Source organism: Natrinema sp. CGMCC1.2065 (assembly GCF_051225675.1).
In the GTDB taxonomy this organism is placed as follows: Archaea; Halobacteriota; Halobacteria; order Halobacteriales; family Natrialbaceae; genus Natrinema; species Natrinema thermotolerans.
Genome location: NZ_JBPJSJ010000002.1, coordinates 164,116 through 183,791, shown reverse-complemented (window position 1 = coordinate 183,791; position 19,676 = coordinate 164,116). Strand labels below are relative to the sequence as shown.

General features: G+C 66.5%; 19 protein-coding genes and 1 tRNA gene. 10 read left to right on the top strand and 10 right to left on the bottom strand.

What is annotated here, in order from left to right; all coding sequences use genetic code 11:
* Window positions 1-121: 121 nt before the first annotated feature.
* The 3 genes from ACSBP4_RS04180 (at window position 122) to ACSBP4_RS04170 (ending at window position 4,101) form a co-directional block, all read left to right on the top strand.
* A complete protein-coding gene (locus tag ACSBP4_RS04180; protein WP_435551445.1) occupies window positions 122-2,593 on the top strand; it encodes a DNA topoisomerase VI subunit B in 2,472 nt (823 codons plus the stop codon).
* Entirely contained in the window at window positions 2,590-3,681 is a 1,092-nt protein-coding gene (locus ACSBP4_RS04175; RefSeq protein WP_015298872.1) for a DNA topoisomerase IV subunit A, read from the top strand. The genes ACSBP4_RS04180 and ACSBP4_RS04175 overlap by 4 nt, the downstream gene beginning before the upstream one ends.
* Window positions 3,682-3,795: 114 nt before the next feature.
* Window positions 3,796-4,101, top strand: a complete 306-nt coding sequence (locus ACSBP4_RS04170; RefSeq protein ID WP_006650568.1) for a hypothetical protein — start codon at window positions 3,796-3,798, stop codon at window positions 4,099-4,101.
* A gap of 18 nt (window positions 4,102-4,119) precedes the next feature.
* Here ACSBP4_RS04170 and ACSBP4_RS04165 read toward each other — a convergent pair whose 3' ends face one another.
* Window positions 4,120-4,818, bottom strand: coding sequence for an MBL fold metallo-hydrolase (locus tag ACSBP4_RS04165; RefSeq protein WP_435551444.1), 699 nt, complete (start codon window positions 4,816-4,818; stop codon window positions 4,120-4,122).
* A gap of 92 nt (window positions 4,819-4,910) precedes the next feature.
* The gene (locus ACSBP4_RS04160) at window positions 4,911-5,648 is read right to left on the bottom strand and encodes a fumarylacetoacetate hydrolase family protein (RefSeq protein ID WP_006650570.1); all 738 of its coding nucleotides are present in this window, start codon (window positions 5,646-5,648) and stop codon (window positions 4,911-4,913) included.
* A 276-nt stretch (window positions 5,649-5,924) separates the two neighbouring features.
* On the opposite strand from ACSBP4_RS04160, the gene ACSBP4_RS04155 reads away from it, so the two are divergent.
* Window positions 5,925-5,999 (top strand) — tRNA-Glu (locus ACSBP4_RS04155).
* A gap of 321 nt (window positions 6,000-6,320) precedes the next feature.
* On the opposite strand, the gene ACSBP4_RS04150 is transcribed toward ACSBP4_RS04155, so the two are convergent.
* Both ACSBP4_RS04150 and ACSBP4_RS04145 read right to left on the bottom strand, forming a co-directional pair.
* On the bottom strand, window positions 6,321-6,644 hold the full coding sequence (locus ACSBP4_RS04150) for a zinc ribbon domain-containing protein (protein WP_435551443.1): 324 nt from the start codon (window positions 6,642-6,644) through the stop codon (window positions 6,321-6,323).
* 126 nt (window positions 6,645-6,770) lie between these two features.
* The gene (locus ACSBP4_RS04145; protein WP_006650572.1) at window positions 6,771-7,145 is read right to left on the bottom strand and encodes an aspartyl protease family protein; all 375 of its coding nucleotides are present in this window, start codon (window positions 7,143-7,145) and stop codon (window positions 6,771-6,773) included.
* Between the two features lie 200 nt (window positions 7,146-7,345).
* Here ACSBP4_RS04145 and lrp point away from each other — a divergent pair, with 200 nt between their 5' ends.
* The 3 genes from lrp to ACSBP4_RS04130 all read left to right on the top strand — a co-directional run bounded on the left by lrp (window position 7,346) and on the right by ACSBP4_RS04130 (window position 11,056).
* Window positions 7,346-7,810 carry an HTH-type transcriptional regulator Lrp gene (gene lrp, locus ACSBP4_RS04140; protein ID WP_006179369.1) on the top strand — a complete coding sequence of 155 codons (465 nt, stop codon included), beginning with the start codon at window positions 7,346-7,348 and terminating at the stop codon, window positions 7,808-7,810.
* Window positions 7,811-8,222: 412 nt separating this feature from the next.
* Complete coding sequence (locus tag ACSBP4_RS04135; protein WP_049966572.1) at window positions 8,223-9,161, top strand: hypothetical protein; 939 nt, start codon at window positions 8,223-8,225, stop codon at window positions 9,159-9,161.
* The gene (locus ACSBP4_RS04130) at window positions 9,158-11,056 is read left to right on the top strand and encodes a pyrroloquinoline quinone-dependent dehydrogenase (RefSeq protein ID WP_435551442.1); all 1,899 of its coding nucleotides are present in this window, start codon (window positions 9,158-9,160) and stop codon (window positions 11,054-11,056) included. The genes ACSBP4_RS04135 and ACSBP4_RS04130 overlap by 4 nt, the downstream gene beginning before the upstream one ends.
* A gap of 70 nt (window positions 11,057-11,126) precedes the next feature.
* On the opposite strand, the gene ACSBP4_RS04125 is transcribed toward ACSBP4_RS04130, so the two are convergent.
* From ACSBP4_RS04125 to ACSBP4_RS04110, 4 genes are all read right to left on the bottom strand, one after another.
* Complete coding sequence (locus ACSBP4_RS04125) at window positions 11,127-13,091, bottom strand: PQQ-dependent sugar dehydrogenase (RefSeq protein ID WP_435551441.1); 1,965 nt, start codon at window positions 13,089-13,091, stop codon at window positions 11,127-11,129.
* A 247-nt stretch (window positions 13,092-13,338) separates the two neighbouring features.
* On the bottom strand, window positions 13,339-14,415 hold the full coding sequence (locus ACSBP4_RS04120) for a sodium:calcium antiporter (protein ID WP_049966575.1): 1,077 nt from the start codon (window positions 14,413-14,415) through the stop codon (window positions 13,339-13,341).
* Window positions 14,416-14,504: 89 nt separating this feature from the next.
* Window positions 14,505-15,608, bottom strand: coding sequence for a sodium:calcium antiporter (locus ACSBP4_RS04115; protein ID WP_435551440.1), 1,104 nt, complete (start codon window positions 15,606-15,608; stop codon window positions 14,505-14,507).
* A 131-nt stretch (window positions 15,609-15,739) separates the two neighbouring features.
* Window positions 15,740-16,036, bottom strand: coding sequence for an ArsR/SmtB family transcription factor (locus ACSBP4_RS04110; RefSeq protein ID WP_006179363.1), 297 nt, complete (start codon window positions 16,034-16,036; stop codon window positions 15,740-15,742).
* Between the two features lie 133 nt (window positions 16,037-16,169).
* Here ACSBP4_RS04110 and ACSBP4_RS04105 point away from each other — a divergent pair, with 133 nt between their 5' ends.
* Window positions 16,170-16,472, top strand: a complete 303-nt coding sequence (locus tag ACSBP4_RS04105; protein ID WP_006650578.1) for an amphi-Trp domain-containing protein — start codon at window positions 16,170-16,172, stop codon at window positions 16,470-16,472.
* A gap of 17 nt (window positions 16,473-16,489) precedes the next feature.
* Here ACSBP4_RS04105 and ACSBP4_RS04100 read toward each other — a convergent pair whose 3' ends face one another.
* Window positions 16,490-17,800 carry an ABC transporter substrate-binding protein gene (locus ACSBP4_RS04100; RefSeq protein ID WP_435551439.1) on the bottom strand — a complete coding sequence of 437 codons (1,311 nt, stop codon included), beginning with the start codon at window positions 17,798-17,800 and terminating at the stop codon, window positions 16,490-16,492.
* A 337-nt stretch (window positions 17,801-18,137) separates the two neighbouring features.
* Here ACSBP4_RS04100 and ACSBP4_RS04095 point away from each other — a divergent pair, with 337 nt between their 5' ends.
* Both ACSBP4_RS04095 and ACSBP4_RS04090 read left to right on the top strand, forming a co-directional pair.
* Window positions 18,138-18,398, top strand: coding sequence for a HalOD1 output domain-containing protein (locus ACSBP4_RS04095; protein WP_049905924.1), 261 nt, complete (start codon window positions 18,138-18,140; stop codon window positions 18,396-18,398).
* Between the two features lie 104 nt (window positions 18,399-18,502).
* The gene (locus tag ACSBP4_RS04090) at window positions 18,503-19,276 is read left to right on the top strand and encodes an MOSC domain-containing protein (protein WP_435551438.1); all 774 of its coding nucleotides are present in this window, start codon (window positions 18,503-18,505) and stop codon (window positions 19,274-19,276) included.
* On the opposite strand, the gene ACSBP4_RS04085 is transcribed toward ACSBP4_RS04090, so the two are convergent.
* Window positions 19,270-19,599 (bottom strand): hypothetical protein, encoded by a 330-nt coding sequence (locus ACSBP4_RS04085; protein ID WP_006179358.1) that lies wholly within the window; start codon window positions 19,597-19,599, stop codon window positions 19,270-19,272. The genes ACSBP4_RS04090 and ACSBP4_RS04085 overlap by 7 nt on opposite strands.
* Window positions 19,600-19,676 lie beyond the last annotated feature (77 nt).

The window sequence follows — 19,676 nt, the reverse complement described above, 5'->3', positions numbered from 1 at the left end:
CGGCGGTTTCGTTCCGTTAGCGCGCGGTATCCGCGGATCGAACCGAGACGAAACGCGCGGGGGATTCACTTTCACTCCGGTAGCACACACCTTTTAGCCTCCCCGTTAGTACAGGGAGACGATGACGTCGTTCCAGTCGACACTCGGTGACGAGCCGGGGATCGCCGAGGAGCTGGCCGAGAGCCAGCAGTCGATCTCCATCGCCGAGTTCTTCGAGAAGAACAAGCACATGCTCGGCTTCGACAGCGGCGCTCGAGGCCTCGTCACGGCCGTCAAGGAGGCCGTCGACAACGCCTTAGACGCCGCCGAGGAGTCGGGAATTCTCCCGGATATCTACGTCGAGATCGAGGAGGCCGGCGACTACTACCGCCTGATCGTCGAGGACAACGGGCCGGGGCTGACCAAGGAATCGCTCCCGAAGGTATTCGGGAAACTGCTCTACGGCTCTCGCTTTCACGCACGCGAACAATCTCGTGGCCAGCAGGGGATCGGGATCTCCGCGGCCGTCCTCTACTCGCAACTGACCAGCGGCAAGCCCGCGAAGATCACCAGCCGCACGCAGGGCTCCGAGGAGGCCGAATACTTCGAACTCATCATCGATACCGACGACAACGAGCCCGAGATCAGCGTCGAGGAGACGACCACGTGGGACCGCCCCCACGGCACGCGCATCGAACTCGAGATGGAAGCCAACATGCGCGCCCGCCAGCAGCTCCACGACTACATCAAGCACACGGCGGTCGTCAACCCCCACGCCCGCCTCGAGCTGCGCGAACCGCAGGAACACTTCAAGTTCGAGCGCGCGACCGACCAGCTCCCCGCAGAGACCGAGGAGATCCGCCCCCATCCCCACGGCGTCGAACTCGGGACGGTGATGAAGATGCTGACGGCGACGGACTCCCAGACCGTCTCCGGGTTCGTTCAGGAGGAGTTCACCCGCGTCGGCAAGAAGACCGCCGACTCGATCATCGACGAGTTCCGCGATCGTCACTACGGCCGCGAGATGCGCTGGCGACCGCCCGCGAGTCACGAGAACGTCGACCTCCACGCCGCAGTCGAAGACGCCACTGCGAACAAAGGTGCCGAGGCGACGGCCGCGTTCGCCCAGTCCATCGCCGACGGGGTCGACGACTACGACCGCATCGCCTACCACGAACTGCTCGAGACGGTCGAGTCCGCCGCCGAAGCTGTCGAAGACGACCACGGAACGACGTTCGGCGACACCGTCCGGGAAAACGCCGTCGAAGCCGTCTGGCTCGAGCTGATCGACGCCGTCGAAACCGAGTCGGTGGACGACGGTGGCGCTGACGACGAGTCGCGACTGGTTGCCGACCTCTACGACCTCGCGGACGAGGCAACGAGTACCCGCAAGGACGACGAGACCATCCACGCCTTCGCCGACCGGCTCGGGGCCGCGTTCGGGGACGAACTCGCGGCCGGCGACGACGAGGGGAACGTCCGCCACCGGCTCACGCGGACGCGGCTCCGGGCGTTCGTCGACCGCGCGGCCGACCTCACCGAGGAGTACGACGACGTCTCCTTCGGCGAGACGGCCCGCGAGAACGTCACCGACGCAATCTGGGACGTGATGGCCACCGTGCCCGACGACCCGCCGCTCGTGCGGGAGCTGAACGGCGACCGCGACGCCACCAGCGACCTCGTCGACGCGATGCGGGCGACCGACATCATGGCACCGCCGACGCGGTGTCTCTCGCCGATCTCCGAGGACCTCATCACCGCGGGCCTCGAGAAGGAGTTCGACGCGGACTTCTACGCTTCGGCGACCCGCGACGCGGGCGTCTCCGGCGGCGATCCGTTCATCGTCGAAGCCGGGATCGCCTACGGCGGCGACCTCCCCGCGGAGGGCACCGGCGAGGTCATGCGCTTTGCCAACCGCGTCCCGCTGGTCTACCAGCGCGGGGCCTGTGCCACGACGGACGTAGTGAAGTCGATCGGCTGGCGCAACTACGGGTTAGATCAGCCCGGCGGCTCCGGCCTGCCCAACGGCCCGGTCGTGATCATGGTCCACGTCGCCTCGACGAACGTCCCCTTCACCAGCGAGTCGAAAGACGCCGTCGCGAACGTCCCCGAGATCGAAGACGAGATCGAACTCGCCATCCGTGAGGCCGCTCGCGATCTCAAGAGCTACCTCAACAAACGGCGCTCGATGCAACAGCGCCGGAAGAAACAGAACGTCCTCGGGAAGATCCTCCCGGAGATGGCCGAGAAAGTCGCCGAGGTCACCGACCGCGACGAACCCGACATCGACGACGCGATCGCTCGCATCATGAACAACGTCCTCGTCGAGCGCAACGTCGAGGCAAACGGCGACGGGCGGGCCGTCTCCGTCGTTGTCGAGAATAACTCGAGTACCAACGAATCGCTCGAGATCACCGACATCGTCTCGGCCGAACCCACCGCGCTCTCTGACGGCGCGACCGTCGTCGAGATGGACGGCGAGTGGTTCGTCAAGTGGGAACCCGAGGTCTCGAGCGACGACGAAGCGGCCCTCGAGTACGAGGTACCGGACGACGCGACCTTCGATCTGGACGTCAAAGGCGTCGAAAGCGAGAAACTGACCGTAAACCAATGAGCGCAGACGATACCCAGGAAGCCAGAGAGCAGTTGATCGATCTCGCCGCGCAGTTTTACGACCAGTTCGAACTGGGCGAGATCCCCCACATGTCCGTGCCGACGCGGACGAAGAACAACATCGAGTACGACGAGGACAAAGACGTCTGGGTCTACGGCGACCGCGAGTCGACCCGGTCGGCCAACTCGGTCCAGGGCGCTCGGAAGCTCCTGAAGGCGGTCTACACGATCGAGTTCCTCGCCGACCAGCTCGAGGAGGACCGCTCCTCGACCCTGCGTGAACTCTACTACCTCTCGGAGAGCTGGGACAACGAGGAGGCCCAGTTCTCGAGCCAGGACGAGTCGAACAACCTCGTCGAGGACTTAGAGATCGTCTCGGGGGTCACCCGCGAGGACTTCCACATGCGCCCCGAGGAGTCGGGCGCGACGATCATGGGGCCGTTGCACCTGCGCGAACAGACCCGCCGCGGCGAACGCGAGATCCACTGTCAGGAAGACGTCGGCGAGGGCGGCTACCAGATCCCGAACAACCCGGACACGATCGAGTTTCTGGGCTCCGACGCCGACTTCATCCTCGCGGTCGAGACCGGCGGGATGCGCGACCGGCTCGTCGAGAACGGCTTCGACGAGGAGTTCAACGCGCTGATCGTCCACCTGAAGGGCCAGCCCGCCCGCGCGACCCGCCGGATCACCAAGCGGCTCCACGACGAACTCGACCTGCCGGTCACGGTCTTTACCGACGGCGACCCGTGGTCGTACCGCATCTACGGCTCAGTGGCCTACGGCTCGATCAAGTCCGCCCACCTCTCGGAGTATCTCGCGACCCCCGAGGCGGACTTCATCGGTATCCAGCCCGCCGACATCGTCGAGTACGACTTGCCCTCCGACCCGCTGTCGGATTCGGATATCAACGCCCTCGAGAGCGAACTCGAGGACCCGCGGTTCCAGACCGACTACTGGGAGGAACAGATCGAACTCCAGCTCGATCTCGGGAAGAAATCCGAACAGCAGTCGCTGGCCGCTCGCGGGTTGGACTTCGTGACGGACACCTATCTGCCCGAACGCCTCGGCGAGATGGGCGTCCTCTAAGCCTGCGTCTCGAGGGCCTTCGACGCCGACAGGACCAACACTCGTAGCTCGCCCTGTGACTGCAGGTACAACCGGTTCCCGTCTGCGTGGCCACTCACCGTCTAGAACGGTGACATGGCGGACGACAAAAACGACGAACGACCGTTGCACAGCGACCCCGACGAGGGCGCGATAGACGAACCGACGACTTCCGGCGCACAGGAAGCCGACGAGACCGCGTGGATGATGAAAGAGGGGATCACGGTCGGGCTGATCGCCATCGGAGCCATGGTCCTCCTCGGCCTCGGCCTCCTGCAGGGGTCCGGGCTCGTCGACTTCTTCGCCCCGATCGCCGACTCCGGAGTCGGGCAGTGGCTCGCACTCGGCGTGCTGGCCCTGGCCGCAGTCGCGCTCTTTGCCTGGTCTCGAGTGGGCGTGTAAGCACGGCCGCCGGCGCACCTACTCGTCGAGGACGACCGGGACGCCGCGGGTCGCCACGTCGACGACGAACGCCTCGGCGTCGGTTGCGAGCGCCCCGTCCGCGTCGTAGTGGACCGGCAGGACCAGATCGGGGCGGATTTCACCCGCCAGCGACGCGGCCTCGTGGCGGTCCATCGTGGCCGAACCGCCGATCGGCGGGAGCAGGAGGTCGATCGCGAGCGACTCGTGGAGCGGGAGGGCGTCGGTGCCGCCGGGCCAGAACGCCGTGACCCCGTCGATCGTCACGCCGAAACCACAGCCCCGCCCCTCGGGATGTGGAACGGTCCCGTCGGCGTCGGTATGTGGCCCAGCGGGGTCGTTGTACGCCGGCGTCGTGAACAGATCCAGCGGGCCGAGGACGAACGACTCGTCGGCACGGACGCGTTCGACGTCGAACGGCAGGGTTTCCGGCCGCTCGTCGACACCGTCGCTCTCGCTCGCGTCGACCGACTCGTGAACGACGACCAGCGCGTCGTCCCGGGCGACCCGTCGGATCGCGTCGGGATCGTAGTGGTGGCCGTGAGAGACGAGGATCAGGTCGCCGTCCCGTGGCTCGAGCCCCTCCAGTACCCGTTCCGGGCCGGGATCGGTGTAGACGACCGCACCCGTCTGTCCCTCGAGACGAACGGTAGCGTGGCCGAGCCAGTCGACGGTCACCGCGTCGAATCGGACGGTCATGCCCGGAGACACGAGCGAGAGATCCGAAAAGGCTTCTCTCAAGGGAGATAGACGCTGGCTAGTCGATCGATTGTCGGCTCCGGCGGGCCGGTTCAGGGGATCCGGACCGAATGCTCGAGGGTACCGACGCCGTCGACCGTGATTGCGACGGTGTCGCCGTCCGAGAGCGGGCCGACGCCCTCGGGCGTGCCCGTCGCGATCACGTCGCCGGGCTCCAAGGTGAGGTAGGTCGTGATCTCGGCGATCAGTTCCGGGATCGGGAAGATGAGTTGCTCGCGGGAGCCGTCCTGCTTCAACTCGCCGTTGACGCGGGTTTGCACGGACGCGTCCGCAGGGACTTCGTCGGGGGTCGCCAGCACTGGCCCGATCGGAGCCGCGCCGTCGAAGGCCTTCCCGCGGACCCAGTTCTGTTCCTGTCGTTGATCGTCGCGGTTCGAGAGGTCGTCGACGCAGGTAAAGCCCTCCACGACGTCCATCGCGTCGGCTTCGGCGACGTGGCGGCACTGTTCGCCGATGACGACGCCGAGTTCGGCCTCGTGGTCGATCCGTTCCTTGCCCGCGGGCAGGGTGACGGTATCGCCGTGGGCCGCCAGCGCGTTCGGCGGCTTCAGGAAGAGCAAGGGTCGATCCGGCACCTCGGAGTCGAGTTCCGCCGCGTGGTCGGCGTAGTTCCGCCCGATACAGACGATCTTCGACGGCTCCGTCGGCGGCAACACGTCGATTTCGTCGCTCTCGAGGTCGTAGCTTTCCGTTCCGAAGTGGACAGTGCCGTTCTCGTACTCGCCGCGGCGGACCGCACCGGCCGGGTCGCGAAAGCGGGCGTATTTCATGCTCGGTGGAATGGACACCGGGCATCAAAAGCGTTGAGAAGCCGGTCAGTTCGAGGGCCGATTCGCGGATTCGGCAGCGACCGCCTGCGGGTGAAACGGGTCGCTCGAGCGGGCTGCTGTTAGCACCCTGATGAGTCAACGTGCGTGATATCGTGGCACTGCCGGCCCGGAACGGAACGTTTTTCATTAGGCCTCGGCAACAATGAGTTGCGAGACGCGCTCCCGTTGGTGAGACGGTCGCAGTCCGTCGAGGCTCGGTGCGCGAACGCAGTGAACGCTCCGTTGGTGTAGTCCGGCCAATCATTTCGGCCTTTCGAGCCGATGACCTGGGTTCAAATCCCAGACGGAGCACTCTTCTGAACGAACGAAGTGAGTGAAGAAGGAAGCGCACGCTCTGGGATTTGAAGTAGAGAAGTCGCAGCCCGCGAGCGAACGAAGTGAGTGAGCAGGAACGTCTTCGCGTGGTTCAAATCCCAGACGGAGTACTTTTCGGCGAACAAATCCGTGAGCCGAAAATGTGACCCTTGATTTGAATCAGACCAGTCGCACACAGCGTAGCGAGTACGTCTGGGCGTGGTTCAAATCCCAGACGGAGCATTTTCCTATCAGTAATCCTCGAGCCCCGGCTACGGTTCACGTACTTCCGACCAGAGACGTGAGCGGAAATCCGTCTCACTCGAGTTTCCGGAAGCAGTTGTGACAGTACGATGCGACGGGGTCGTTCGCCGCGGCACAGACGGCACATTGGTCGTCACGAGCCACCGATGGTCGCGATCCCGGGGTGGCCGCAAAGAGGCGTTTCCGGGGGTCGGAGTACGCATCGAGAACATCGCCCCACGTGACCACCGGATCCGTATCGGCGTTCCCTGTACGGTCGGTGACGCGTTCGATCAGCGAACTGCGTTGCAGTCGGCCGAGTCCGTGCCAGAGACCGAGAAAGCAAAGCGACGGGAGCAGACAAAGCGAGAGGACCGCACCCAGGAGTACGAGGCTCATAGAAAGCAGTTCGTCTCGGCCACTGTAACCGCGCCCGTGAAATCGTTCGCGAGTCATATACGCCGTCACGGACCGCGGCGGGACGATCGGAGTACCCGCTCGTGTGGCGACTCGTCGAAACCCCCGCTAATCGGCGTTCACGGTGGTGTTTTGTAGTTCGCAATCGACGTAGAACCCGTCCAGTAGATCGCTCCCGAGCAGGACCTCGCCCGTGTACGGCTGGCGGTCGTCCACGTCGGCCAAGACGACTCGAGGCCCCCGGTCGACGCTCCGGACGTCGACGCTGATCGCGACGATGTCGCGACTCTCGGCGCTGCCGCCGGACCTGACGGTGACGTCGTCGATCGCGCCGGTACTACCGATCCGCTCGAGGAGGGTTTCGTCGATCGTCGTCCGGTCCGCCCCGGTGTCGGCCTTCGCGACGACCGTTTCGGTCGCGTCGGTGCCGCTGACTGCGACCGTCTCGAGGCGGCCGACAACCGGTTTGGCTGGCTCTGTCATACCGACCCGTTAGGAGCGACGCCACTAGAGCGTTCCTGTCCGTCGAAGCGCCGCGGGAGTCGTCGGAACGGTCGCGTTTTCGACCCGTAGGTGGACAGGGGGTGAGCCGAAACCGTCGGTGCCGAAACAGTCCGACCCAAGCCCGAGATAGAAGTTGATATCCGTAAACTCCTAATATAAGAAGCCGTTTAGATCAATCAATGACGTACGAGAATCTGGATTCCGATCTAGTAAACGAACTGCTCGACGACGGCCGCTCGAGTCTCCGCAGCCTCGCGGAGGAACTCGATGTCTCCGTAACGACCGTTTCGAACCACCTCTCCGACCTCGAGGACGAGGGCGTGATCGAGGGGTATACGCCGAAGATCGACTACGACGCGGTCGGCTACGACGTGACCGCCGTGATGCAACTCAAGGCCGAAGGGAACGCCCTGCCCGAGATCACGGAGACGCTGAAAGACCACCGCCAGATGATCTCGGTCTACGAGGTCACGGGTGACTACGACGTGATCGCCATCGGGAAGTTCAAAGACACCGACGACATGAACGATCAGATCAAGCAGTTGATCACCGATCCCGACATCAACCAGTCGAGTACCAGTATCGTCCTCAACGCCGTCAGCGAGAACGAGCAGTTCGAACTCGAGACGGACGGGGACAGCTAACGGTCGACCGACGGCCGGGACCGATTGCATCGATCAGCGGCGGCTTCGGCCCGCGGTCTCCTGACGAGTTGCCACAGCTGGCTCACGCCGCCCCGTGAGACCGGCGACGTGGGCTGGTCCTCGCCGTCGATCGTGTCGGGGGAAACGTGGGACCGTACCGAATCGGGCCGTCGTCGACGAAGCGTTATTTATCACTCGTCCCCGGTTCTGGATAGGGATTACTGCCACAACGGATATTGAAACCAGTGATTGCGTTTCGGAGCGATGTTCTAATCAGTGGTTGCCGGCCCCCATCATATGCTGGGTGTTCGGTCCGTAAATGCAGCCCACGGGGCCACCGGAATAAATATGTTGCAAACGATGCAACTATGAACGCTTCTAATGGCCAGTGTGGTGTTCGTTAACTGGTACCATGGCATATGGAACTGCACCTGAAGAGCGATACAGTTACGGGGAGGTAAGCGACGAGGACCGTCGCGAGTTCCTGAAGGCGCTGGGCGTCGTCGCCGGCGGCGGCGTTGCCGGTGCGACGCTCCACGATCTCCGCGGGGAGGTCGCAAGCGGCGCTGCGGGCGGTCTCGCCGAGATGGGCGAGGCGGTACGGGCCGGGTTGACCGGCACGCTGGACGGCGCGCTGTTGGCCGAGGAACTGACGGGACTCGAGGGGAGTTTCGAACTGTTGCCCCAGCTGGCGTCGATGGGGGTACCCGAGCAGGGGGCGTCGGCCTATCAGGAGCTGACGACGCCGGCATGGGCGATCAACGACCACCTCGCGGAGGTCGGGTTCTTCGCGAGCGCGGAGGAGAACCTGCCGGCGTTTACCCCCGATCACATCGAGGAGACGACCCGACAGCTGCTCCACATCGAGGAGCTGCCGGCGACCCTCGCGGAGGTCGGGTTCGCCGAGGGCGAGCGGACGGCGCTGGTGACGAACATCGTCAATTCGCGCGAGCAGCTTTCGTGGTGGATGAAGACGCCGGACTATCCGCCGGCCGAAGCCGTCGAGGACGGGGTCGTTCACGAGTTCGTCGCGCCGCTGCACCGGCGGGCCGCGGAGGGTGCCCTGCTGTGGATCGACGGCCTGGATCACTTCCTCTGGCAGAACGAGGTGCTGGTAACCGACGAGATGATCGACCGCGGGCTCTGGGACGTTAAGTCGATGCTCGGCGGCTACTACCTGTTGGGGTCGGCCGCCCGCGACCTCGCCAGCGGCGAGATCCCCGACGAACAGCTCTCGGCGCTGATCACGGGCAGCGCCGCGATCGCGATCATCGGCCAGGAGTTCCTCCGCAACGACGTGGTTCACATTGACGATCGGATGCGGGCACCCCGGGAGGTGAGTCACCCATGACCTTCGATACCGAACACATGGACCTGCCGTCGGACGCACCGTGGGACGAGAAACCGGGCGAATCACACGTCGCACAGGGCGATATCGATACCATTCCCGAGCGCGAAATCACCCAAGAAGACCTCAGTCGGACCGCGGACGACGAGACGAACTGGCTGCTGTTCGGCGGGGCCTACGAGAACCAACGCCACACCCCGGCGGAACACATCACGCCGGACAACGTCGACCAGCTCGAACTCGAGTGGCGAATCGACCTCGCGCCGCCGCAGGCGCTCGAGCCGAACCCGAGCCACGAGTTCCAGGGGTCGCCGCTGGTCGTCGACGGCGATCCGCCGATCATGTACACGACGGTCGGGGCCGACCAGCTCTACGCGCTCAACGCCCGGACCGGCGAGAAGCTGTGGGAACACTACTACGAGCCGGCCGTGGGCTATTCGGAGGACGCGCCACCGGCCGAGCGCGGCCCGGCGGTCTACGGCGACACCGTCTACAAGAGTACGCTCGATCTGGGCGTGCTGGCGGTCGATCGCTACACCGGCGAGACGGAGTGGTACTACAACGGGGCGGCGGCCTACCGTGGCGAGGTCGCCGAGGACCTCATCCACGAGGAGCTGCAGTGGGTGCGCGAGCGGGGGTCGACCTCCTCGTTCCCGCCGCTGATCTACGACGGCACGCTGCTGAAAGGCAGCTTCGGCGGCGAGTTCGGCGTCAGCGGCTTCTTCGACGCGATCGACCTCGAGGGGAACCCGCAGTGGCGGTTCAACATGACACCGTCGGAGGAGTGGGTCGGCGAGTCGTGGCGACACGGCGGCGGGACCGCCTGGGCCTCAGCGGCCATCGAGCCGGAGTCGGGGACGGTAATCGTGCCGTCGGCCAACCCGGGGCCGTGGTACGGGACCGTTCGGCCGGGCTACAACCCCTTTACCTGTGGGAAGGTCGGTATCGACATCGAATCCGGCGAGTACCAGTGGCACTACCAGGACTCGCCCCACGACTGGTGGGACTACGACTCGCCGAGCCCGCCGATCGTCTTCCGCGAGGAAGCGGACGGCGAAGAGACGCGGTTCGCGGCGTGGCCGGGCAAGACCGGCTGGGTCTACACGGTCAACATGGAGACCGGACAGCTCCACCAACGCAGCGAGGAGTACGTCCAGCACGTCAACACCTTTTCCCTGCCGCCGTACGACGACATCGACAGCGCCGAGTGGATGATGCCCCATCTCACCGGCGGCACCAACCCCCAGCCGAGTTCCTTCGATCCCAACACCCGGACGATGGTCGTCAAGGGGGCCAACGAGCCGATGGCACTGTCGTGGTACGAGGAGGAGTACGAGGCCGGCGAGCGATACATGGGCATGGACATCGTCGGTGGAGATCCGCCCGAGGACATCGAGGAGCCCGACGAGCCGACGCTCAATGCCGAAGAGGTCGCCGAGGGCGAAGACCCACACCTCGAGGCGGAGGTCGACGAGGGAGAGGGCGACAACGGCGAATCCACTAACGGCGAAGACGGCGACGCGTCGGGCCGACCCGCCTACCCGCCGGAGTGGAACGGTGCGATCGGCGTCATCGCCGGGATCGACCCCTACACCGGCGACGTGAAGTGGCAGGAATGGTACGACTGGTCCAACTACCACCCCCGCGGCGGGTCGTTCACCACGCCGACCGGGCTGGCCTTTGCGGGCACGCCAAACGGCGTGATGGCCGCCTACGACGTCGAGTCGGGCGATCGCCTCGCCGAGTTCGAGGTCGGCGACCACGGCGTCGACGGCGCGCCGATCTCCTGGGTCGACCCACACGAGGAGAAACAGTACATCGCGATGCCCGCCGGCGGCGGCCACCACACCGACGTCGAACTCGGGACCACGCTGGCCGTCTTCTCGCTCGAGATGTGAGCGGCTGGCCGAATTTTTTCGCGTGGACGGAATCGCAAAGCGACTGCACCGGCGATGGCCGGGCGTCGCGTTAGTGTTCGGATCGCTGTTGGGGAACGATCCGGTAGACCGCACCGTCGTCCTCTTCGATGGACGGCGTCGCCGACGTCAGGACGTAGAGTTCGCCGGCGTCGTCGCGGCCGAAGCCGTAGACGAGGCGGTTCATGTTCCCGTCGACAGCGACCGGCTCGCCGTCATCGTCCTCGGTCCCGTCGTCGTCATCCCCGCTTGCGGTCTCGACCTCGAGTTCCTCGATCGGCCAGAGTCCGCCCTCGCTTTCGGTTTCCCCGCCGTCACCCCCGTCATCGCCGTCGTCGCCTTCGCCCGGCGGATCGATGAAGGGGTCGTCGTCGTCCTCCTCCGTCTCGACCGTCGCGTTCTCCTCGAGCCACGCGGTCGGTGGGCGGGCGATGAACAGCCGGCCGGGGCTCTGGCCGTCCCTGCTCCAGTCGCCGAAGACGTAGGTGCCGGCGAGGGGGTCGACCTCCTCACCCTCGTAGAGGTAGCCCCCGATCACGGAGACGCCGACCGGTTCGCCGTCGGCCTCGTGGGGGTACTCGAGGACCGGATCGAGCAGTGGCTCGCCCCCGCGGACCGACTCGGGCGTCTCCTGGGGACACTCCTCGGGCGGCTCCGTCGGTGATTCGGTGCTGAAACAGTGGGTCCCTTCCCTGACGTTCCAGCCGTAGTTGCCGCCGCGTTCGACGTGGTCGACCTCCTCGAACAGTTCCTGACCGACGTCGGCAGCGAGGATCGCCCCCTCGCTGGTGAGGGTCATCCCCCACGGGTTGCGCAGCCCCCATGCGTAGTACTCGTCGCGGTGTCCCTCCATATCGACCAGCGGGTTGTCGTCGGGGATGCCGTAGGCACGCTCGTCGCCCTCGTCGGCGGCGTCGCCGCCTCCGTCTCGGGACGTCTCCGACGTCCCGCCGTCCACATCGATCCGGAGAATACCACCCAGCAAGTTCTCCTCGGTGTCCTGGCCGTTTCCGCCTTCGTTCTCGTCGTACCAGTCCTCGACGTGTCCCTCGCCCGAATCGTTGGCCCCGCCGCCGTCACCCGTGGCGACGTAGAGGAAGCCGTCCGGGCCGAACGCGATCGGGCCCGCGTTGTGGTTGAACTGCGGCTCCGGGATCTCGAGGATCGTCCGTTCGGAGTCGGGATCGGCGCTCGCGTGGTCGTCGTCCGCCGTCTGGAACTCCGAGAGGACGAACGTGTGATCGTACCCCTCGGGGGTACCCTCGCGGGGCGGTGCGCTGTAGCGGACGAAAAAGCGGCCGTTCTCCGCGAAGTCGGGATGGAAGGCCAGTCCGAGCAGTCCGCGCTCGTCGAATCCCTCCCGCAACTCGACCAGTCGGTCCGAGACGTCGAGGAACGGCTCCGATTCGAGGCCGTCCTCGCCGTGGACGGAGATCGTACCGGTCTGATCGACGATGAACCGGCGATCGGCGTCCTCGTCGGCCGTCTCGAGCGTGATCGGGTTGGCGAACCCGTCGGCGACGGGCTCGAGGCCGACCGTCGGTCCCTCGCCGATCAGCGGCCCGTCGTCGGTCGCCGCCCCGTCGCCGCCATCGCCTCCGACGAGTTCGATCTCGCCGTTCATCGAGGAGCGATGCGGGCCACAGAAGTACCCGACCATGCCCTCCTCGGCGGTGAACTCGACGGTCTGGGTCTCGCCCGAACTGGCCACGAGATCCGTCTCGAGGAGCCGCTCGTCGTTCTCGTCGACGATGACGAAGTTGTGGGCCGCGCCGTCCAGGTTCTCCCACGTGAGGGTGTACTCCTGGCCCGCCTCGAGCCGGAGGGTCGGGTTCCGCTCGTCGGCGATGGCGTCGGGCGTTTGCCCGACCCAGCTACTGACTCGGCCGCCGAGTTCGATTTCGCTCGGGAGCGCCTCCTGTGCCAGCGCCGTCGACGCGACGCCGGCTATGGAAAGTGCCGCCGATGATCGAAGGAGCCACCGCCTCGAGAACGCGTGATCGTCGTTCCGTGTCATAGTAAACCAGTACGCCGGGTAGCGATCCGTTCCCGCCCGCGTACTGGATATGGGGTCTCGGTAGTGCGCAATAAACCGGTCCGATCGTTCCCCGCTCAAGGTCGACTTGGGCGGCGCGAGCGGTTCCAACACCGGCTTGCCGTCGCCTAATTACTCCTTTCGATCCGGCCGCCTATAGACGTGAATCGTTACCGTATCTCCTCACACTGAGAATCGCGGCCGTCCGGCCGTCCGACGGCGGGTCCCGTCAGAGGTAGTTCGCGACCCAGTACGCGGCGTAGAGTCCACACAGCAGGAGGCCGCCGACGCGGCCGACGCGTCCGCGGGCGAGCATGGCGGTCGCGACGAGCAGACAGACGCCCAGAAACGGCCAGTGGATCGTCAGCACGTCCCCGCCGGTTTCGATCGGATGCACCGCGGCGACGATGCCGACGTTGGCGGTCACGTAGAAGACCGTGCTGCCGATCACGTTGCCGACCGCCAGTTCCGGCCGGTTCCGCCGGACCGGTTCGACGGTGAGCGCGAGTTCCTCGAGCGAGGCGATGAAGCTCAACACCGTCGCCCCGAAGGCCAATCCCGAGATACCGAGCGCGAGGAAGAGCCCCTCGGCGCTGACGACCGTGATCCCGGAGCCGATCGTCATCCCCACGACCGCGAGAGCGGCGACGCCCAGGTTGAAGAGCCCGCTCCGGTCCTCGAAGGCGGGGACGAACTCGTCGAGGTCGAGGTCCCAGCCGTCGGCCGCCGTCTGCCCGTCGGATTCGGGGGCCGTCAGATCTCCGCCATCGGGCGTTTCCGGTCTCGGTTCCGCGCCGCCCTCGAGCGGAACGGCCTCCTGAACCTCCGCCGAGAGCAGAAACGTCGTCTCGGTCCGGCGTTCGCGCCGGAAGATGTAGGCGAGCAACGGGACGAACAACACGAGCAGCCCCGCGCCCTCGAGGGGAGTGAGCCGGCCGTCGAGCGACAGCGCGAACGCGGGCAGCGGCACCAGCACGAGCATGAGCAGGTACGCCCGGGGGACGGCCGTTCGAAAGGGCACGAGGAGTCCGGCGAGCCCGAGGGCGACGGCGAGGACGAACAGCGACTCCCCGAACACCGTCCCGAGCGCGAGGTCGGGGAGGGAGACGAACGCCGCGGCCACGCCGAGGACGGCGTTCTCGAGGTCGATGCCGGCCAACACGACCGCGAGGAAAAAGCCCGAGAGTCCCAGCGAGACGGCGCTTCTGGCGACGGCCTCGATGAAGACCTCGACGCACCAGATCACGAGGACGACCCCGAACAGGAAGAGGGCCACGAGCGCGACCGTCGAACTGGGGACGACCATCGCGGCCGAGCTACATCGTCGGAGTACTTAATTTTCGACCGCTGGACCGGCGTGTGGGGCAGCCCCGCTCCGGCGGAGCGTCGCCCCGATCAGAGTGCCTCCGGGATCGGAACGCCGCCGAAGACCAGCAGCGAGACGAGCCAGTAGGCGGCGTAGAGGCCCAGCAAGACGAGCCCGTGTCGCCGTCGGAGCCGTCCGCTCGAGACGAAGACGGCGGCGACGGTGGTGAGGACGACGACGGCGGGCAGATGAAAATAAAGGACCGCACGCGGGATCGTCACGTCGGCGACGAACGTGATGACGCCGACGTTGGCCGTCACCGAGAAGACGACGCTGCCGATGACGTGGCCGATCCCGATCTCCGGGATGCCACGCCGGACCGGCTCGATCGTCAACAGCAGGTTCTCGACCGTCAACACGAGCGTCAACACCGTCGCCCCGAAGACAGTCTCCTCGATCCCCCACGACTCGACGATCGCCTCGGAGCCGGCCTCGAGCAGCATGGCCCCGACGATCACGCCGAGCAGCGAGACGGCGGCGAGGCCGAGCCAGAAGGCCCCCGCGTAGCGTCGCTCGGCGACGTACCGGTCCTCGGGGATCTCCTCTAAGACCGTCCGACTGTCGACGTCTCCGATGGCGAGGTCGTCGAGCGGGACGCCGCCGTCGGCCTCGAGTCGCTCGGCGATCTCGGAGTCCCTGAACACCGGCACGTCGCGCTGGAGTTCCCGGGCGACGATATACCCGAAGAGACCGACGAAGATCGCGACGAGGACGAGCCCGTGGACGAGCCCGAGTCGATCGACGGCGACGAACGGGACCAGCAAGAGCGGCGCAATCACGAACAACAGCAGGTAGTCCCGTGGGACCTCGACGGGAAACGGCTTGTAGATCGCCGCGGCGGCCAGCGTGATCCCGGTGATTGCCAGAGCGGTTCCGAGCGCGGTACCCAGCGCCACCCCCTCTAGGTCGCCGGCCCCGAACACCAGCGCGACGACCGTGTCGTCGAACTCGATGCCGGTGAAGACGATCGCCAGCGCGAAGATCGAAACGCCAAGCCCCATCGCCGCCCGCGTGAGGTAGCTGATGAGTTTCTCGACGCTATAGGTCAGGGCGATCGCCCCGACGGCGAGAACGAGGTACGCGAACCACGTTCCCTGGGAGTCGACCACACCCTCGAGGGCCGCCTCGATCATACCATCGATCCACGGTGCATGGTCACATATAGCTAACAGTCCGGGGAGGAACGTCCGTTGGAAATCTATACACGCATCGTGGTCGGTGGTCCGTGACGCTCGCGTCCGACGGGAGGCCCGGGCGGAGCGGGTCAGTCGTCCGCCGCGGTGTCGTGTTCGTCGGCCTCGTCGGCTTGCAGGACGAAGGTCCGCTCGGGCGGCGGCGCGATCCGTAACTCGACCCGTTGGACGAGTTCGTAGTATTTCCTGTTGCCGCGTCTGTAGTGGGTCACCAGTCCGGCCTCCTCCAGCGTCGAGAGGTGATGGACGGCGGTCGTGCCGTCCATCCCGGTCGCCTCCGCGAGTTCCGAGACGTACATCGGTTCCCGCGAGAGTTGCCTGAGGATAGCCAGGCGAGTGCCGTTACCGAGCGCCTCGAGAAGATCCATGCCACTAGTTTTCACTCGCCGGCCACAAGAAGGGTTTCCTCGATTCGGCTAGATACCCGCCGCGTTCGGCCGCTTCGAACGTATCGACTTCCCTGACTGCGGTTTTATCGGTGTCGGCGTGGGAGCGAGGACCATGAGCGACCGCGTCGACTTCCCCGACGATCGGACCGGCGACCGGCGGACGATCACCAGCGGCTTCTTCGAACAGGAGGTCTACCTCTCCAGCGAGGAGACCGCGGCGTTCCTCCACGAACTGGCCGAGCAACTCGAGGCCGGTTCCTCGTTTACGATCTCCGCCTCGGAGTGGGAGATCCCCTTCGAGTACGACGACCCGATCGAGGTCGAGATCGAGTTCGGCGACCAGCGCGACCGGGAACTCGAGGTCGAACTCGAGTTCACTGCCCCGGCGGGCGGCGAAGACCTCTCCGTCCGGTAGCGGTGGTTCTCGCGGAATCACTCGCCCTCGAGCAGGCCACCCTGTGCCAGTGCGTCCTGGAGGCTTCGCCACGCGTCGGGCGAGTGCCAGCCCCAGCCGTGTCGCCGGACCCCCTCGCTTGTAGCGAAGCGCTCGGTCGCCCGCTCGAAGGTCCGGGCGAGGCGGTCGGCCGACTCGTCGGTCTCGCTCGCGGCCGTCCGAGCGACCGACTCGGGCGCGCACACGGCGTCCGCCCAGCCCGCCAGCGTCGTCTCGAGGAACGCCGCGAAGCGGTCCCGATCCCGCCGGAGTCGATCTTCCGCTGCGATCAGTGCCGGTCCGTACGCCGGGTAGGCCGCCGACACGGCGAGGGAGTCGACGGTTCGGCCCGCCGCCTCGAGCCGGACCGGATCGGGTGCCATTCCCGTCACGGCGTCGACGACGCCCGACTGCAGCGCCGCCCGCTCCTCGCCGTCGACGGCGACGAGTTCGACCGCGTCCCGGATGCCGGCCTGCTCGAGGAGGAGCCGCCCTAACAGGCCGGTTTCGGTCCCGTTCGGCATCCCGATCCGACGCCCGCGGAGCTGTCCGACGGCCTCGAGGGGGTCGCCGAACGCGGACCGCGTGGTGTAGAGGACGACCGGTGACCGCTGGAAACAGACCGCGATCGGAACGACGGGGTGGCCGAGCGAGCGCGCCCGGAGAACCGTCGCCGCGCCGGCGACGCCGACAGCATACTCCCCGGACGCGACGGCCAGCGCGGCCGCCCGCGAGCCGTCGGCGGACTCGAGCGCGAGCGACACGCCGCCGTCGGTGTCTCGCGCGGCCAGCAGCGGCAGGTGCAGTCCGTTCGGCCGCCAGTTGAGCGCGACGGTGACCCGCCCCTGGTCCGATCGCTCGGCCGATTCGGACGCCGGCCCGTCGGTACCGCCCCCGTTCCGTTCGTCGTCGGCGGATTCGGCCCCCGCTGGTTCGAGGCCGGCGTATCGCTCGCCCTGCTCGAGCAGGCGGTCGGCGTGGCGGGCGTCGACCCGCCGGACCGTCTCGGCTTTGGGGGCGACCGCGTGCCACGCTTTCGGCGGCCGACCGGGGGAACCGGTCGTCGCCGTCGTCTCGGCGATCAGCCCCGCGGCCGCCAGTTCGGTCAGCGCGTCCGCGGTCGCGTGCTTGCTCAGTCCGGCCCCGATGTGGGCAGCCGTCCGGCTCGCCGCGTCCGACAGGTCCGGATCCGCCCGCCGACACAACAGGTACGCTAGCACCCGTGCCTGCCGTTCGCCCGTCCCGAGGGACAGCCGGTCGACTACCGGCTCGTCCTCGTCGGTCAGGACCGGGAACGTCCGGACGTCCATCGGGCGGGCTTCCACGCCGACCGGCTTAAATCGGGTGTCGGTGCGGTGTCGTCACGACCTCGAGAAACGGCGTTAATTCGACGATTAGGACCGAAAAAGCCGGTGCTGGAGTCGGTGTCCGAGGGACGACCGATCGGTTCACACGTCGGTGCGTCGACCGAGCGGACGGAGCCGAGCGCAGAAACAGCGATCGATATCGACGCTCGAGTGCATCGGTCCTGGTCCATCAGGTTCAGAGACGTGACGGCCGAATACTGCTGAACAGGTATTCTGACCGCGCCCAGAACACGCCGGTATTCCAAAACCTATTAATGTGGCGGTGTGGCCGTAGTCGGCAATGGACCAGACCCACCATATGGCGGCAGATACTGATGCGGTACACGAACGGATCGTCGCCGGTATCGCGGCGCTCGAGGGAGCCGACCCGACGGCGTTACCGCCGCTTTTCGACGCGGTCGACCCCGACGCGCTCGCGGCGCTTTTCGCGACCACCGAATCGGGCAATCGCCGGGCCGGTCACGTCGGCTTCACGTACGCGGGCCACGAGGTCCGTGTCGAGTTCGACGAACGCGGTGACCCCGTCGTGACGATCGATTGACTGCGGCTCTCGACGTGACGACCGCCCGATCGGATCGCCGCTCTATTGCGACGCGGTTCCGTTCGAACGAAGACTAATGGATCATCGGCGGATAGCTCCTCGCAATGACACGACTCGACCGGCTCACCGTGTATCCGGTGAAGGGACTGGACGGCATCGACCTCGAGGCGACCGATGTCCTCGCGGGTGGCACGCTCGCTCACGACAGGGAGTTCGCCCTGTTCGACGCCGACGGTGAGGTCGTAAACGGCAAGCGGACCGACCGGGTCCACGACCTCGAGACCGACTTCGAGCCGTCGACGGCGACGCTTTCGGTCACGGCACCGGACGGCGAGCGCCGGCAGTTCGACCTCGAGACCGACCGCGAGGCCGCCGCGGACTGGTTCGGTGACTTCTTCGACGCGGAGCTGTCGCTCGAGCGCGACGAGTCGCTGGGATTCGTCGACCGGCGCGAGATGGGGCCGTCGGTCATCAGCACGGCGACGCTCGAGACCGTCGCCTCGTGGTTCGACGGGATGACCGTCGACGGCGCACGGCGGCGGCTCAGAGCCAACGTCGAGATCGGCGGCGTCGACCCCTTCTGGGAGGATCGCTTCGTCGGCGAGGACGCCCCGGCGTTCGAGATCGGCGACGTCCGCTTCGAGGGAGTCACGCCCTGTGGCCGGTGTGTCGTCCCCCAGCGCGATCCCGACACCGGCGAGCCGACCGACGAGTTCCGACGGCGGTTCGTCGAACGGCGCGAGGAAACGTTCCCCGACTGGGCCGACCGGGACGCGTTCGATCACTACTACACGCTGATGATCATCACGCGCGTTCCCGAGCGCGACCGCGGCCGCGCTCTGGAGGTCGGTGATCCGGTCGACACCCGCCGTCAGTGATCGATGCCGGGCCGCTGGAACGTCGTCTCGGCGTCCGATCGACCGCCGGTTCCCGACTCGAGCGCCGCCTCGAGTTCAGTCGCGGCCAGCAGTTCGTTGCGGTCGGGCTCGCCGGGGCGATAGAAGTAGTAGGTGTCCGCACAGCCGGCGACCAGCTCCGAGAGCGGCCGGTCCTCGTCGTGGACTACCGAGACGAGGTCGCCGGTCACTGCGATCAGGACTGCGTCGTCGGGTTTGTAGAGGGCGTCCCGAAGCTCGCTCACGGTACTGTCGTCCGGTAGCTCGAGGGTGACGCCGTCGACGGTCGCCCAGCGCGTCTCCATGTGGGACCGTTCGGAGCGGACTTGCTATACGATTGTGCGCGCAGAACCATGCTCGGGCCGAATTCGGGTCCGGGAGC